The sequence below is a fragment of the Vibrio crassostreae genome (genome assembly GCF_024347415.1).
Lineage (GTDB): Bacteria > Pseudomonadota > Gammaproteobacteria > Enterobacterales > Vibrionaceae > Vibrio > Vibrio crassostreae.
Genome location: NZ_AP025477.1, coordinates 1,028,254 through 1,042,965, shown reverse-complemented (window position 1 = coordinate 1,042,965; position 14,712 = coordinate 1,028,254). Strand labels below are relative to the sequence as shown.

The following is a 14,712-nucleotide window of genomic DNA, read 5'->3' as shown; positions in this document are numbered from 1 at the left end:
TATTCAAACGCTTATTGCTCAGGATGCGAAACAGCTCTTAAAGTGCGCGTGGCGCATTATGGTAAGTATCCCGATCAAGATTGATTCAGTATGAGTTTTCGGCATGAGCCTAAGATTTAAACAGAGGTAGATATGATTATTCACTTTAGAATCCAAGACGTAGAAGAGCTTTGGGGCTCAATAGATTTGGCGACACTCTTACAAACGGAACTGAGAGGGGTATCAACCACACTATTAACTATATGATTGAAATAGTTAAATTACCAATTACACTTGAAGCATAAGTTTGAATGGAGTCAACTTAATGCTTTCACCCCAATCGTTATATCCCCCTTCGATTGCTTTACTTTTAACGAGCCTTATTTCTTCCTCGGCCTATGCATCTAATGAGGCGATTCAACATCGCTTGGAAAAGATATTCGCCGTTTCAATTGCGCTTACTGACAGCGATGCCGTCTCTATTGGTTTTGTCGATTTTGACCCTAACTCGTTCATCAATCTAAACGACAGTGGTTTTGGCTCCGATAAAACTATCGATACTCGAAGCCAAGTAAGTGTCGGCTCTATCCCTTATTCTTCCGTGATTAAAACCGATGATCCTGACCTAGATTTGATTTGGTCGGTGCGCGGGTCTTATGCGCTCTCTGAGCAAGATATTGAGATTTCATCGGATGTCACATCAGACCGTCGAGTTAACCCCAATAAAGACTCAGTTTTGGGCCTGTATGGCTTTTTCGGCGCTCAAAGCCATTTAAACCAACATTGGTCTATCGTTTATGGTTTAGGCACTCACTTGCTCTACTACCGTAATAAATACGAATATAAAAATAGCTACTCTCAAGCCTTTCAATCTCAGCTCGATGGATACGCGCTGAACACTTCTGCATGGGCATTGATTGGTGAGCCGTCGGTCAAACTCAAATACCTACAGAAACAGGAGTGGGGAAGTTGGAATGTGTCATCAAGGACGCGTTATTTCTATGGAACGGGCTGGGGGGAAGCCAATGATGGCGATATCGGCAACCCTGAAGGTTTGCGGTTTATTAACGAGATTGAATTCAGACAAAATGTGGCACTGGATGCTTGGTCGTTAAAGAACCCTCAGATTCACTATAACCTGCGAAGAATCGACGTAGCAGGGGACCTCACAGATCCACTCGATACCCACTATTACTATGAGTTTGGTGCAGGCTTAGTGTTCGATGTGCCTTACGATTCTTACTTCTTTGATAACTTTGGTGTTGGGATTAACTTCAATTACGGCAGTTCGCTCAGTGGTGGTAGTTTGCTCTTCTTACTCAATAACTAGCATAAGTTTTTGATCTTCAAAGTGCTCATATAATTTGAATTTGTATGTGTCGTAAAATGGTAAATATTGTTTATAAAACTTAGTCATCATAGCGCTCTGTCCATCTCCCGAGCACATTATGAACAAGTTGAATTTTGACCGCAGAGCCCCGTTGTACGTGGTGTCTGCACTTGTCCTAAATACGTTGGTTAGCTTGTGGTTGCTGAGCATTGCTTCTACCGCAGCTATGGTTTTTTCTGTATGCGCGTTGTTCCTTCTTAGCACACTGATCACCGCACGCCTGTATCGACACGAAATGACTCAAAGCCAGAACAGCTTGTCTGAGGCGATCATTGATGGTGTTGCCGGTTTTATTATTCTCGACAGTCAATTACGAATAATTCAGGTCAATCAACAGTTCTCTAGAGTCTCTGGTTATGCGTTCGACCAAGTCGAAGCACGTCCTATTTCTGACCTCTGTTTTATGAACAACAGTAGCTTGATATCGACCATTTCCACCTCGCTCAAGCAAAATCACAGATGGAAAGGTGAGTTGAGTGGTGTCAGCCGACTTGGTGAACACTTTACGGTCAACGTGGTTGTCGAAAAGCTTACCGAATTACTGCCACATAATGAAAAGTACGTGGTCACTTTTACCGATATCAGCCGACGTAAGATCTTAGAGCGTCGATTAAGAATGCTGGTGGAAACAGACTCGCTCACAGGCTGCTGGAACCGACGTCGTTTCGATAAAGATCTAAACCATTATTCAAACCTCGCGGAACGTTACGGCTACACGCAATCTTGTCTCGCTCTGATCGACTTGGACCATTTTAAATCCATTAACGATAACCACGGCCATGACCAAGGTGATGCGGCACTTAAAGAGGTCGCAGAACTATTGAGAAACAACAGCCGAGATACTGATATCGTGGCACGCGTTGGTGGTGAAGAATTTGCCATCTTAATGCCAGAAACCAACTTGGCCGATGCGTTTGAAGCCATGTATCGATTGAAAGAAGTGATTACCAAAGGGACTACATTGAACCTGACCGTGAGCAGCGGTGTGTCTGAAATACAGGCGCAAGCTGAAGCGACCTATCGCAGTGCGGATAGGGCGCTTTATCGTGCCAAAGGGAATGGTCGAAATAGGGTGTGTAGTTCGAGTTCAGGCATCCCAGCACCGATTGTGCTTGGTTAATCTATTTAGCTAATGAACTTAACTATGCCTAAGCCGATATCGATCGTTGATAAATCTTCGGTGTAAGACCAGACACACGTTTAAAGGCTCTAGAGAAATGCGAGATGTTGGTGTAACCCAGTTGGCTAGAGATATAAGTCAGCGTATGACCTTCTTCCATTAGCTCACAGGCGACAGAAAACATCAGGTTCTCTTTGATCTTTCTGTAGGTGGTATTTTCGTTTTTAAGCTTACGTTGAAAGGTTCTCACTGAGAAATTAAGCAGCTCTGCGGCCTCTTCAAGTGAGAGGTCTTGCTCTTTCATGTAAGGCTTGAGTAACTCGTAAACACTGTCGGTAAAGCTGGTGTGCCACTCAATGATCGCGGGCTTATTGCTTAAGTCTTTGGCGGTGATACGAATGGGAAGCTGTAGGATCTCATCAGGGATCATCACCGCGGTTGAACTGTGGTCGATGAACAGTTGGCAATTGCTTGGAACCAGCGTTTTGACGATGTCGGTGTCATGTCCTTGCAAACGAATCTTGGTAGGTTGCCAAGGTGAGTGAGACAGAATCGTGATCAGTTCGATGATGTAGGTGATGGCAAATACTTCGCCCCATTGGAACATCGATGAGGGCTCATCAGGCGATGTTCGACAAAACCAGCTTTGGCCATGCTCAACAACGAAATCGACGCTACTGCCAGGCGAGTCATAAGAGAAGATCGTGTTGATGTGTTTTAACGAGTCGCCAATGGTTTCGAACTCGGTAAATTGATGCAAGACGTATGGGATGATTCTTCGTCTAAAAGCAAGGCCAAGTACATCCGTAAATCGGGAAACGCCCAATTGTGATGAGGTCAGATAAATCAATCGTTTGATGGATTCCGACGGCACAAAGTCACTTTCTGACTCAATAAGATCAGGTGGTAGACCCGAGTCTTCGAGCAGTTTGTGTAGGTCTAATCCATAGTCAGTAAAAATTTGGACTAAGATCTTGGCGTAACTGGTTTGTATAACGGGTACTTGGTAAGAGCTGTTGGCCATGATCAATCAATCCTTGTGCATTGATACATAATTGGACGTGCATATCATTTACGACACTTTGTTTAGTAAATCTAACCCTATTTACTTGAGTTTTCCATGGTCAGGTTTATTTTTAAGATATTAATTTTGTTGATGTTAGTTATTGAGAAGGGAGTTCCATGTCTGAAGTTAAAGGGAACAAGCAAGACGACAATGAAGAAAGTAGCCAACCAGAAAATGGCAAGGATAAGGTAAGAAAGGTAACCAACTACCTACTTGGGTTTGTGGCATTCACGCTGCTGTTCAGTATTGTTGCTGATCGAATTATACCAATCACCGATAATGCCCGCGTGAAGGGTTACATCGTTCCTATTAAGCCTGAAGTGTCAGGCAAAGTGCTTGATATATTAGTTAAGCCGAATCAATTGGTTAATCAAGGCGACACACTCGCGATTCTTGATGAATCTGATTACCGAATTGCGGTGCAACAAGCCGAACAAAACCTTGAGATTGCAGGGCAAAATGTTGGAGCTCAAACTGCCAACATCGCTTCTGCACAAGCTAAATTAACTTCTGCTCTGGTCGAGAAACAAAATACTCAGCTTCAAGCGAAACGTGTTCTGGAAATGGCTGAAAAAGGCGTGATGTCTAAATCGGACGCTGATGAGGCTCGAGCTGCATTAGCAACTTCTCGTGCAGGCGTGACTAACGCTGAAGCGGATTTGGAGCGTGCCAAGCAGCAGATGGGTAAAGAGGGTGAAGAGAACAGCCAAGTGAAAGCGGCATTACTGGCGTTGGAACAGGCTCAGCTAAACCTTGAACGCACCGTTATCAAAGCACCGACTCAAGGCGGTGTGTCTAACTTTAGCCTTTCTGAAGGTTTCTATGCTTCTGCAGGACAAGCGATCATGACGTTTGTATCAACAGAAGACATCTGGATCGAAGCTTATTATCGTGAGAACAGCTTAGGTAATGTTGCGGTGGGTGATGAAGTGGAAGTCGCGCTCGATTTTGCTCCGGGTCAGATTGTCAAAGGCCGTGTCAGCAGCATCGATTGGGGTGTGGATTGGGGACAGAACGATCAGGCGGGTAAGCTTGCTCAAGCTAGCCAACAAACGGGCTGGTTGCGCCAAACTCAAATGCTTCCGATCACCATCGAATTTGAGCGTGACACCATGCAAGGCATGTTGCGTGTCGGTGGTCAGGCAGATGTGATTGTTTATAGTGGCGATAACTTTGTTTTCAATGCGATAGGCAAGCTTTGGATTCGATTTATTAGCGTGTTGTCTTATGTCCGATAAGCCCGTACTCGACCAACAAACACAGCAACGGATCCTGCGATATACCGTCGGGGTCACGTTGGCTGTCTTTTTGGCGGCGTGGATTAACTGGCCACTTGCGTTCGTCGCGCCAGTGTTCACTGCTAAGTTCTTAATCGATAAACCTAATCTGCACAAAGAAACCGTCTACGAACTGTTGTTGGCGGTGGTTGCCACCATGGCGTTAGGTTTATTGCTGTCTCGTGGTATTACACATTATCCAATCCCGCTGCTGGTTTTAGTGGGCCTGATGATGCTGTGGGGCTACTACTTGTTTGTTGACCCAAAGTGGAACCTGTTCGCCACCATACTCTTGATTGCCGTATTGATGCTGCCATTTATGGCCATTGATAACCCGGGCGTGTCGGTATTGTTGGCCTCTGGCTTGGCAACATCGGGTGTGGTTTCAGTAATGATCTTTGCGTTGGTGCATGTGTTCTTTCCTGAACCTAAATCGGAGTTTTCAGGTTTCGCGGCTGCGCCACTCGAAAAGAAACAACGCTGGTATGCTGCCTTTAGAGCGATGATTATCTCGTATCCTGTAGTGTGCTTTTTCTTTATCTTTCAGATATCTGAAGCACTACTCACTATGATGTTTATCGCGTTGTTGTCGTTAATGATTACCTCAGAAAAATCTGTAAAGCTGAGCGCATTTCTGGTGACCAGTAATGGTATTGGAGGCTTGCTGGCGATTGCTGCTTTTTCAATCCTTTCTATCGTTCCCAATATTGTCTTCTATTCTTTATTTATAGGACTTATTGCCATTCTCATGGCTACTAAGATCTATACCGTTCCAGAAAAAGCACCGATTTTCGCCACTGCATTCAGTACTTTATTGGTACTAGTAGGAAGCACATTGATGAGCTCAGGCGATATCGACAGCAACACATTCATACGTATATTCCAATTAGTGTTAATTGGAGTTTATATGATTTTGGCTTCACTCTTCCTCGAAACCAGGAATTGGAAGTTTCTACAAAATCAGCCCTAATTTTTGCCCTAACAAGGACGTCTCATGAAGTTAACCGATGATTTTTCAAAACAGGCGATTGATGCCGCAATTAAAATTGCAGCCATTGCCATGCTCGTCTATTGGTGTTTTTCAATTCTGCGCCCATTCATTCTATTGGTAGTGTGGGGCGCGATCATTGCGACTGCGCTATACCCTGTGGCAGTGGCTATTTCAAACAAAACCGGGATGTCGAAAGGCAAAGCCAGTGCATTACTGAGCTTTATTGGTGTGTTATTGCTACTGATTCCGTTGGTGGCGCTTTCATCTGGTATTTATACCAGTGCATCGGACCTAATGACTGGGCTACAAGATGGCACTTTGTCTCTGCCTAAGCCGAAAGAATCTTTGCAAGACATTCCGTTGATTGGTGAAAAAGTCTATGCGGCCTTGGTTCACGCTTCGTCCAACATAGAAAGTGTGTTCATCAAGTATGCGGAAGAGCTGAAGATATTCGCGACTAAAGCAGCGTCGGTTCTGGGTTCATTGGGCGGTGGTTTCATTCAATTTATCATCTCAACCATCATTGCTGGTGCGTTCATGAGTAATGCCGATAAATGCCAAACGGGTGTGACTCACTTGGTGGCGCGCTTAACAGACGGCAAAGGTGAAGAGCTGGTACAGCTTTCTAAATCAACCGTTCGTAGTGTTGTGCAAGGTGTGATTGGTGTTGCTGTGATTCAATCCATGATGTCGGCAATTGGTTTGGTGATTGCGGGCGTACCTGCTGCTGCGTTTTGGGCACTGGCGGTATTGTTAATTGCAATCATCCAACTTCCACCGATTCTTGCTCTGTTACCTGCGATCATTTACATGTTCAGTGTTGAATCGACGCTGGCGGCAAGTTTGTTCTTAGTGTGGTGTATTTTGGTGAGTGGTAGCGACGCTATCTTGAAGCCTGTACTGCTAAGCCGCGGTTCTCATATTCCAATGCTGGTTATTTTATTGGGTGCGCTGGGCGGAATGGCGATGTCAGGAATCGTCGGTCTGTTTGTTGGTGCTGTGATTCTGAGTTTAAGCTATGAGCTGATGATGGCGTGGCTTGGGCTTGAAGAGAAAAGCCAAGAAGATGCTGAGACAAACAAAGCAGAGACAGAGGAGAAATAGATGAAGCCAGTCTCTAAAGACGACAACTTCTACTTCTTATTCTATGCACTGTTGGTATTGTTTTTTGGTTGCGCGGTGATGCAGCAGTTTTATCCGCAAGGCCAGAAAACAATACTATTTCTCATCATCATTACTCTGGCGAGTTCAATTGTCGGTATTCATAAAGAGCGAGCCTTGTATCGCTCTTGGTATGGACTGTTATTGATTACGGCTTTAGTGTCTGGCGTTTTTTCGTTTTTGGAAGGCTATAACCTGTCGATAGTGACACTATCAGCGTTGGCTGTATTTTTGTTTTCACACATTTACTCGGCGTTAAAACAGGTGATGAAAGCAAAAACGGTGACGCCCAATCACATTATCGGGTCAATCTGTATCTACTTGTTGTTAGGGTTTGCTTGGTCGACCATCTACTTGTTGATTTTAGAGATCTTCCCTAATGCATTTAATGGGTTAGAAGAACAAATTTGGCTAACCAACTTGTTCAATGCGATGTACTTTAGCTTTATCACCTTGACCACGGTTGGTTACGGTGACATATCACCGGCTCTGCCTATTGCTCAATTCTTTGTGTTTATGGAATCTATTATCGGCAGTTTCTATTTAGCTATTATGGTGGCGAGTTTGGTGAGCATTCGACTTACACAGTCTCAGTCCCAATAGAGCATTTACAAATAATAGAGCACATACAAACAAGCCCGGCAATCGCCGGGCTTCTTCTATTTTATGAGCTTCAAGGTCTCTTTAAGTTTGAACTCTGTGTAGGCAGTGAATCTTACGCTTCAGTGCCTTGAATCTTCTCTAATTCAGCGATAGTCGTTTGCGATACAAGCTGACCATCCATGTAATAGCTAACGTTTTGACCGTCTTTGATACCCGTCAGAGTCGCCGTTTCACCAGACGTATAAACGATGTCCATTTGAACCGTGTTTTCGTCGATCTTAATCATCTCACCGGTCTCGATGGTGCGATTGTTTGAAATTGGGCCGACAGGCGCTTCTTTAAGGCTTGGGTCTAGCTCATCGTTCACTTTGAAGTGAGTATCTGTTTTTGTATCAAATACGTGTGGTGAACCGCTGATCGGGTTTTTACCTGTCCAGAATTCAAGTGAGTTGAATACGACATAGTCGGCTGCGGTTGTAATACCGTATACAGGCGCTAATAAGAAGTTTACACCTGCACGAGCATAGCGGTTATCGACAACTTCAACGTTAAATTTCATCACTTTCCCTGTTACGGCGTTACTGCCGATACAACCAGTTAGCGCAGAAGCCAAAACCGTTAGTCCTACAATTTTAAGTGCAATCTTTTTCATTTTAGTACCTGTATAAGTTAGAAGTCTGTTTTGTTGGAACAGGTGTAGTATGGTTTTTATTCGATTATCAGTTTTACCATTTGGCGCCACCGACGATATAAAATGTCCTCGGGCTTTTGGCATAAAGCTAGGTATAAAGTGAGGTATAAAACTGGGCACAAAAAAAGCGCGACCTAATAGGGCGCGCTTTTGGGTATTTGGATAAGTCGTAATGAAAACAACGACTCTAATATAGAATTACTTCATCACATAAGAATAGGCCGATACGACAAGCCAACGGAAAAATCGAAATAAAAGGGTCGAGGCTCTAAAGGCAAACTTAGCGACTGATAACATTGCTTCTGCACCAATACTCACGCACTTATGCAAATCGGATTCTTTGTATTCTGAATAGGTCATGTGTTTTCTCACTTCTGGCTGTTATCTTTCATATGTAAGTAACGACTCCTGTCTGGCGATATACCCTGAGCGCGTAATGTACGAACTTTCCCCGAATGAGATTTACCATTTCATGCCAAGTAGTATGAAAACTAGTCAAAAGATAACGAGTTGAGAGAAATTAAGTACGTACCTAGGTGTAACTGAGCAAGTTACCGAAAAAGCGAGGGTAATAGTGGTATGATCCCGGGCTCAGCACCATAAGTGATAAAGAATAGGAAACAGAATGACTCACCTTACCGAACAGCAAGAAGCTGCAATGGCGACGTTTAAGGAAAACTTACACCTGCCCAATGGTGGTTTTCATAAACTGATTATCGAGCTAAGTAAGGAATATCAGTTGCCTTTCCAAAAGGTGCGTGCGGTTTTAAAGAAAGCTCAAAAAGATGTGGAACGACAGATAAGAGAAGACTTTACCAACGTTGATGACACAGTACTGAGCCAAGCGAACTGGATAAATATCATTAAGTCGAAACTTGTTGAGTTAGCGGAAGAAAACCAAACGGTTATGGATAAGCTGCAACAAAACCTGAAGTATCAAAAAGTGTTGTCGGCAACCGAGGGTTCAATCGCAAGTGAAGACGAACGTGACGAGTTGATTGAAGAGTTGATTCAAGCTTATGAGAAAGAGGTATTCAAACCTTTACTGGCGATGCTGCATACAACAAAGCTGTATTGGAAGTTAATGCTGGTGGATGAGACATGTAAGATGAATGAAGAGAATCGTGAGAAATTCAGTGATTACCCTCAACACATGCAAGCTGCAGAACACTTATATACTCTTGATCAGAAGTTAAGGTCGATGCCGTTAACTTATTAGTCCATGAATGCACTGATAATGACTCATTGGTGATTCAGAGTTCGATATAAGTTGGTTTCAATAGAAGCACGATAACCTAGCTAGCGTTAGCCGCGTGTGAAATGCAAAAAGGGCTAGGTTTCTGATCTGTTTTACTTCTACTCTATTTTGTTCTGCTAGAGCGAATTGAGGGCGACATCTTTTATATCTTTGGAGCTAGGCGATGTTTCTTTTTGTCGCCTTTGGGAAATGCTATAGGAGTGTGAAATGTCCTAGGGTGTTTCCGTTGCCTGAAACGATAGTTCCGATGCTTTCTCGTTCATTAAATTCAAAGTCGATGAGATAACTGTGATGTTGTAGCTTGGGCAATATGTGGCGGTGGAGTATATCGCTATTGAGCTGTCGAATCTCGGTGACCCATGAAATCTCTTCTTTGTGTAAGTCTATTTTAATCTTGAGCATTTATTACCTTTTAGTTTATTGACTGTTTTTTCGCGTGATAGTTGGTACCAATGGGTTTGTCGTGTTGTTCTGCGTGACATAACTGTGCCTTGTGTTTATTACATTTGTATTTAAGTAGTCGCTCTATCTTGAATTCGCTAAAAAGAAAGCAAATGACGAATAGAACGGTAGTGGGATCTAATTGAGAAGCTATTGAATGACTATCTAGGTGAAAGCTGACGCAGAGATGGTGTAACGAGGGAATCGAGAACTGTCTATGTGGAACTTGGACTTACTTTAGCATTAACAGCTCTATAGATTAGAGCCAGGTGGCGAACTATACGCCTAGTTTTTAAAATTACAACCCTATTTTCAATTAAATTAAAAAATATTTTTGAGTGACTTATCATCGCTTACTGAAGGTTAAATGAGCGACGGTTAGGATATTTACTATGATATCTGACAGATTTTTGGCTTTGTGCCGCTTCGTCTTCTTTGTAATTAGTTCTTTTCATCGCTAGCTTGATTAATCTTAACGTAAGCCTTTGTTATATTTAGGCTTTACATTGTAAACTGTAAGTCGTGGCTTTTGGGTTAAGCGTTATGATTACAGAACAGTTGGTCACTTTTTGCCATCAATTTTCCTCTCCAGATTAATGCTCATTTTCCTCTTCGCGTCTTTTTGTTATTTCTGATTCCTAATACTTCTCTTGACTACGCAAAACATGAATACTCACTTTTACGTTTCTGAATAATAAAGTTGTTGTGTACCTTAATTACTGCAAATATAATTGATAATAATTCTCACTTGCGTTACAGGTTTGTTGTCAAATCAATGACAGACTTTAAATTATCGTTATTTAGCCGTTGTGTAGGCCCCATGCTCACCTATGAGTCATCTGATTTTCATTGTCATGAGTGGTGGTTTGTCTCAATGGCAAAGGAAGAAACATGAAGAAAACAATCAATTCAGTTCGCCAGTTATTGAGCGGGCTTGCCATCGTTCTTGCATCATCATTCATGATGACCGCTCAAGCGGAAACCGTGACTATTGAACACGTGAAGGGCGCAGCGCAGTTTGATGAAGTGCCGCAACGAGTAGTGGTTCTTGGTTTTGGTAGCTTGGATGTGCTAGATAAAATTGGTGTCAAGCCAGTCGGCGCACCTCATAGCCTTATGCCTGAGTACCTAGAGTCTTACAAAGCAACGACAGCAAACACTGGCTCGTTGAGCGAACCTGATTTTGAAGCTATCTACATGTTGAAGCCTGACGTTATCATTGCTGAAAACCGCATGCTAAAGGTCTACGACAAGTTGGCACAAATTGCTCCGACGATCATGTTCTCTATTGAGGGCGATAAGTACTGGGTTGACGCTCAAGAAAACTGGCGTGCACTAGGTCAACTGTTTGATAAACAAAATGAAGTTGAAGCAATCATCACAGAGACTCAGGATTCTATTGCAGCGGTAAACGATAAAGTAACCTCTGGCGAAACCACTGCGATGATGCTGATGAACAACGGCAATAACATTGCGATGTTCAACAAAGGTAGTCGCTTCTCAATCATCTTTGATGACTTCGGATACGTTGAATCAAAGAGTGCGACAGTGGCTCCAATTAAAGGTACACACGGTAACTTAATCTCGTTCGAATACATTGCCGATGCAAAACCTGAAGTACTTTATGTTCTCGACCGTGAAAAAGCGATTGGTAAGTCAGAAGGTCGCGCACAACAGCTGTTTGATAACCCATTAGTTGCGGCGACACCTGCAGCGCAGCAAGGCAACATCGTTTACCTTGATTCAAGTGCTTGGTATTTGGCGGGTGGTGGCGTGACAGCGATTCACAGAATGTTGGGTGATATTGAACGCACGATTCAATAGTCACCAATCATCAGATTTTCGGGCTTATAAGAACGTTCTTATAAGCCCTTTTTCACTTTTCATACGGACTCAAAGAGCCCTACCTTTAGTATTATTTCTATGTTGAAACCCATTGCCGCTGCTGTATTTCTTGTTGTGTTATGCGTTACGTCGTTGATGATTGGAGTCGCTGAGATTAGCTTTAGCGAGTTCTTCGATGGCAACCAACACGCCAACTCTATTTATGTTGTTAGTCGAATCCCACGGCTACTTGCGATTGTGCTTGCTGGTGCGGGCTTGAGTGTCGCAGGTTTGATCATGCAGCAAATCGTACAGAACAAGTTTGCCGCGCCTTCGACGATGGGCACGATTGACTGTGCGATGTTGGGATACATAGTCGGCATTCTAGTGCTAGGCAATGCAGCGCAATGGAGCTACTTGGGCTTTATCTTCGCATTTGCAGTGTTTGGCACCATGCTATTGGTTCGCTTCCTACAGCACCTCAAGTTCAAGAATGCGGTGCTGGTACCTTTGATTGGCATCATGTATGGAAACGTTGTTTCGTCCCTGACAACCTTTATTGCTTACAAGTACGACTTAGTACAAACCATGTCAGCATGGACGATGGCGAACTTTGCGAGTGTCTTGCAAGGCAGCTATGAAACCCTTTACCTCGCGGTTCCTGCTTGTGTGCTGGCTTATTACTTCGCGAGCCAGTTCAGTGCGGCGAGCATCGGTGAGAGCTTCGCGAAAAACATCGGCTTGAATTACCAGAAGATCGTTTTCATTGGTGTTGCGTTGGTCGCTATCTGTGCTTCTTCTGTGGTGATGATAGTCGGTGTTATCCCATTCCTTGGCCTTATCGTGCCGAATATCGTGTCGTTGATGATGGGCGATAACATGAAGAAAATTCTGCCTTGGACTGCCTACTGGGGCGTGATCTTGGTATTGGCCTGCGACTTATTAGCGAGAGTCATTATCTTCCCTTATGAGATTCCAATCTCGATGGTAATCAGTGTCTTTGGCGGCTTGATTTTTATCTACCTAATCATGAGAGACAAGTCGAATGCGTGATTCAGTAAAAATTGCGATTCTGGCTATCGCGTCTTTGGGGATGGCAGCAGTATTTGTGGGGCAAGGACTTACGTGGGATAACTACGAGTTCTTCTTGTCTCTACGACTACCAAAACTGCTGTCGATTGTGTTGGCGGCGGTGGCGATTTCTGCATCGTCATTGGTTTTTCAAACCATCACCAATAATCGAATTCTAACCCCTTCAATTTTGGGTTTTGACAGTTTGTACATGCTGGTTCAAACGGTGCTTCTGTTTGTGTTTGGTGGCACTAGCTTTTGGGTAATTGATTCAATCGCGAACTTTTCATTGTCTGTGACTGTGATGATCTTGTTCTCGTTTGCGCTGTTCCATTTTTACTTCAAGAGTAAGCGAAACAACGTATTTACACTGTTGTTGATTGGTATTGTGTGCGGCAGCGTATTCTCAAGCTTAGCGAACTTCTTAGCGATGTTGATTGATCCGAACGAGTTTGCCGTGCTGCAAAATGTGATGTTCGCGAGCTTCAACAACGTGAAAGGTGAATTGGTTTACCTCAGCCTTATTCCATTGGGTTTGAGCTTGCTTGGCCTGTGGTTGTTAGCGCCTAAGCTTGATGTGCTTTGGCTTGGTGTCGATAACGCAACAAGCTTGGGCGTGAACACCAAGCGACTGACTCAAATTACCTTGGTGATTGTGTCAGTGATGGTCGCGGTATCGACGGCTTTGGTTGGCCCTGTGCTGTTCTTTGGTTTAATCACTGTCAGTTTAGCGCGTCAGATATTCAAATCTTATCAACATCGCGTGCTTATCATCGCGAGCAGTTTGTTAGCGGTCGTTCTATTGGTTTCAGGCCAATGGTTTATCGAAAAAGTAATGGCGTTTGAAACCACTGTGAGTGTGATCATTAACTTGGTCGGCGGTTTGTATTTTATGTTCTTGTTGTTACGCACCAGAATTCAGTAAAGGTAGTAAGTAGTGATTAAATTAACAGGTTTAAGTAAGAAGTATGGCAAATCACTCGTGGTGGATGATGCCAGCGCTATGTTCCCGAAAGGGGAGGTGACTTCTATTATTGGCCCAAATGGTGCGGGTAAAAGTACACTGCTTTCAATGGCGAGTCGCTTAACAGAAAGTGATGCCGGTGAAGTAATTATTGGCGACAGGCTACTGGCTGAATGGGATACCAAAGAGCTAGCGAAGCACCTTGCCGTGTTAAGACAGTCAAACAACATCAATATGCGATTTACGATTCGCGAATTGGTTTGTTTTGGTCGTTTTCCACATTCACAAGGTCGTTTGAAAGACGAAGATCATAAGATTGTCGACACTGCGCTCGAGCACCTTGGCATTACTGATATTCAAAACAAATACCTTGATGAGTTGAGTGGCGGTCAGCGTCAAATGGCGTTCATCGCAATGGTTGTGGCGCAAGATACGGACTATGTGTTCTTAGATGAGCCACTGAACAACCTAGATATTAAGCACTCTGTCGAAATCATGCAGACGCTGCGTCGTTTAGCGCATGAGCTTAACAAAGCGGTCGTTATTGTAATTCACGACATCAACTTTGCTTCATGCTACTCAGATAACATCGTCGCGATGAAAAAAGGCCAAGTGGTTAAGTCGGGTAAGGTCTCTGAAGTGGTTGAAAAGTCAGTGATGGAGTCTATCTACGAGATCCCATTTGAGATTCGCGAGTTCGATGGCGTTCGAATCTGTATGTATTACTCAGGTCGTTAGGCTACTGAATAATCAAAGCTGTTTGTTTTCTAACTGTTCAATAAAAGAGCTCCCCTATGAGGAGCTCTTTTCGTTTCTCGTTGTAGGCGCTTTGTAGGTTTGTTTAGTTTTAGAAAACTCAATGAGTTGATCTATGTA

General features: G+C 43.6%; 14 protein-coding genes. 11 read left to right on the top strand and 3 right to left on the bottom strand.

Translation table 11 applies throughout. The features are described 5' to 3' along the window. The first annotated feature begins 304 nt into the window (after window positions 1-304). Both OC193_RS20460 and OC193_RS20455 read left to right on the top strand, forming a co-directional pair. Window positions 305-1,309, top strand: coding sequence for a Solitary outer membrane autotransporter beta-barrel domain (locus OC193_RS20460; protein WP_048659938.1), 1,005 nt, complete (start codon window positions 305-307; stop codon window positions 1,307-1,309). 118 nt (window positions 1,310-1,427) lie between these two features. After that, window positions 1,428-2,489: a sensor domain-containing diguanylate cyclase gene (locus tag OC193_RS20455; protein WP_048659940.1), complete on the top strand. Its 1,062-nt coding sequence runs from the start codon at window positions 1,428-1,430 to the stop codon at window positions 2,487-2,489. 28 nt (window positions 2,490-2,517) lie between these two features. Here OC193_RS20455 and OC193_RS20450 read toward each other — a convergent pair whose 3' ends face one another. Then, on the bottom strand, window positions 2,518-3,513 hold the full coding sequence (locus OC193_RS20450; protein WP_048662244.1) for a helix-turn-helix domain-containing protein: 996 nt from the start codon (window positions 3,511-3,513) through the stop codon (window positions 2,518-2,520). A gap of 158 nt (window positions 3,514-3,671) precedes the next feature. On the opposite strand from OC193_RS20450, the gene OC193_RS20445 reads away from it, so the two are divergent. The 4 genes from OC193_RS20445 to OC193_RS20430 are packed head-to-tail and all read left to right on the top strand — an operon-like array spanning window position 3,672 to window position 7,587. Continuing rightward, on the top strand, window positions 3,672-4,793 hold the full coding sequence (locus OC193_RS20445; RefSeq protein ID WP_017629920.1) for an HlyD family secretion protein: 1,122 nt from the start codon (window positions 3,672-3,674) through the stop codon (window positions 4,791-4,793). Then, complete coding sequence (locus OC193_RS20440; RefSeq protein ID WP_048662243.1) at window positions 4,783-5,802, top strand: DUF2955 domain-containing protein; 1,020 nt, start codon at window positions 4,783-4,785, stop codon at window positions 5,800-5,802. Before OC193_RS20445 ends, OC193_RS20440 begins: the two co-directional genes overlap by 11 nt. 24 nt (window positions 5,803-5,826) lie before the next feature. After that, window positions 5,827-6,927, top strand: a complete 1,101-nt coding sequence (locus tag OC193_RS20435) for an AI-2E family transporter (protein WP_048659942.1) — start codon at window positions 5,827-5,829, stop codon at window positions 6,925-6,927. Next, window positions 6,928-7,587, top strand: a complete 660-nt coding sequence (locus OC193_RS20430; RefSeq protein ID WP_004731606.1) for a potassium channel family protein — start codon at window positions 6,928-6,930, stop codon at window positions 7,585-7,587. Window positions 7,588-7,699: 112 nt separating this feature from the next. Here the strand turns inward: OC193_RS20430 and OC193_RS20425 are convergent, their stop codons facing one another. Beyond that, window positions 7,700-8,239 carry a DUF3332 domain-containing protein gene (locus OC193_RS20425; protein ID WP_029405412.1) on the bottom strand — a complete coding sequence of 180 codons (540 nt, stop codon included), beginning with the start codon at window positions 8,237-8,239 and terminating at the stop codon, window positions 7,700-7,702. A gap of 664 nt (window positions 8,240-8,903) precedes the next feature. Between OC193_RS20425 and OC193_RS20420 the strand changes: the two genes are divergently transcribed. Then, window positions 8,904-9,497 carry a hypothetical protein gene (locus OC193_RS20420; protein ID WP_048659943.1) on the top strand — a complete coding sequence of 198 codons (594 nt, stop codon included), beginning with the start codon at window positions 8,904-8,906 and terminating at the stop codon, window positions 9,495-9,497. A gap of 231 nt (window positions 9,498-9,728) precedes the next feature. Here OC193_RS20420 and OC193_RS20415 read toward each other — a convergent pair whose 3' ends face one another. Beyond that, window positions 9,729-9,938 carry a hypothetical protein gene (locus OC193_RS20415; RefSeq protein ID WP_004731601.1) on the bottom strand — a complete coding sequence of 70 codons (210 nt, stop codon included), beginning with the start codon at window positions 9,936-9,938 and terminating at the stop codon, window positions 9,729-9,731. Window positions 9,939-10,868: 930 nt separating this feature from the next. On the opposite strand from OC193_RS20415, the gene OC193_RS20410 reads away from it, so the two are divergent. The 4 genes from OC193_RS20410 (at window position 10,869) to OC193_RS20395 (ending at window position 14,574) form a co-directional block, all read left to right on the top strand. Next, window positions 10,869-11,801: a siderophore ABC transporter substrate-binding protein gene (locus tag OC193_RS20410; protein ID WP_048662242.1), complete on the top strand. Its 933-nt coding sequence runs from the start codon at window positions 10,869-10,871 to the stop codon at window positions 11,799-11,801. Window positions 11,802-11,900: 99 nt separating this feature from the next. Then, window positions 11,901-12,854, top strand: a complete 954-nt coding sequence (locus tag OC193_RS20405) for an ABC transporter permease (protein ID WP_048662241.1) — start codon at window positions 11,901-11,903, stop codon at window positions 12,852-12,854. Next, window positions 12,847-13,797 carry an iron chelate uptake ABC transporter family permease subunit gene (locus OC193_RS20400; RefSeq protein ID WP_048662240.1) on the top strand — a complete coding sequence of 317 codons (951 nt, stop codon included), beginning with the start codon at window positions 12,847-12,849 and terminating at the stop codon, window positions 13,795-13,797. The genes OC193_RS20405 and OC193_RS20400 overlap by 8 nt, the downstream gene beginning before the upstream one ends. A 12-nt stretch (window positions 13,798-13,809) precedes the next feature. Then, entirely contained in the window at window positions 13,810-14,574 is a 765-nt protein-coding gene (locus OC193_RS20395) for an iron ABC transporter ATP-binding protein (RefSeq protein WP_048662239.1), read from the top strand. Window positions 14,575-14,712: the final 138 nt, after the last annotated feature.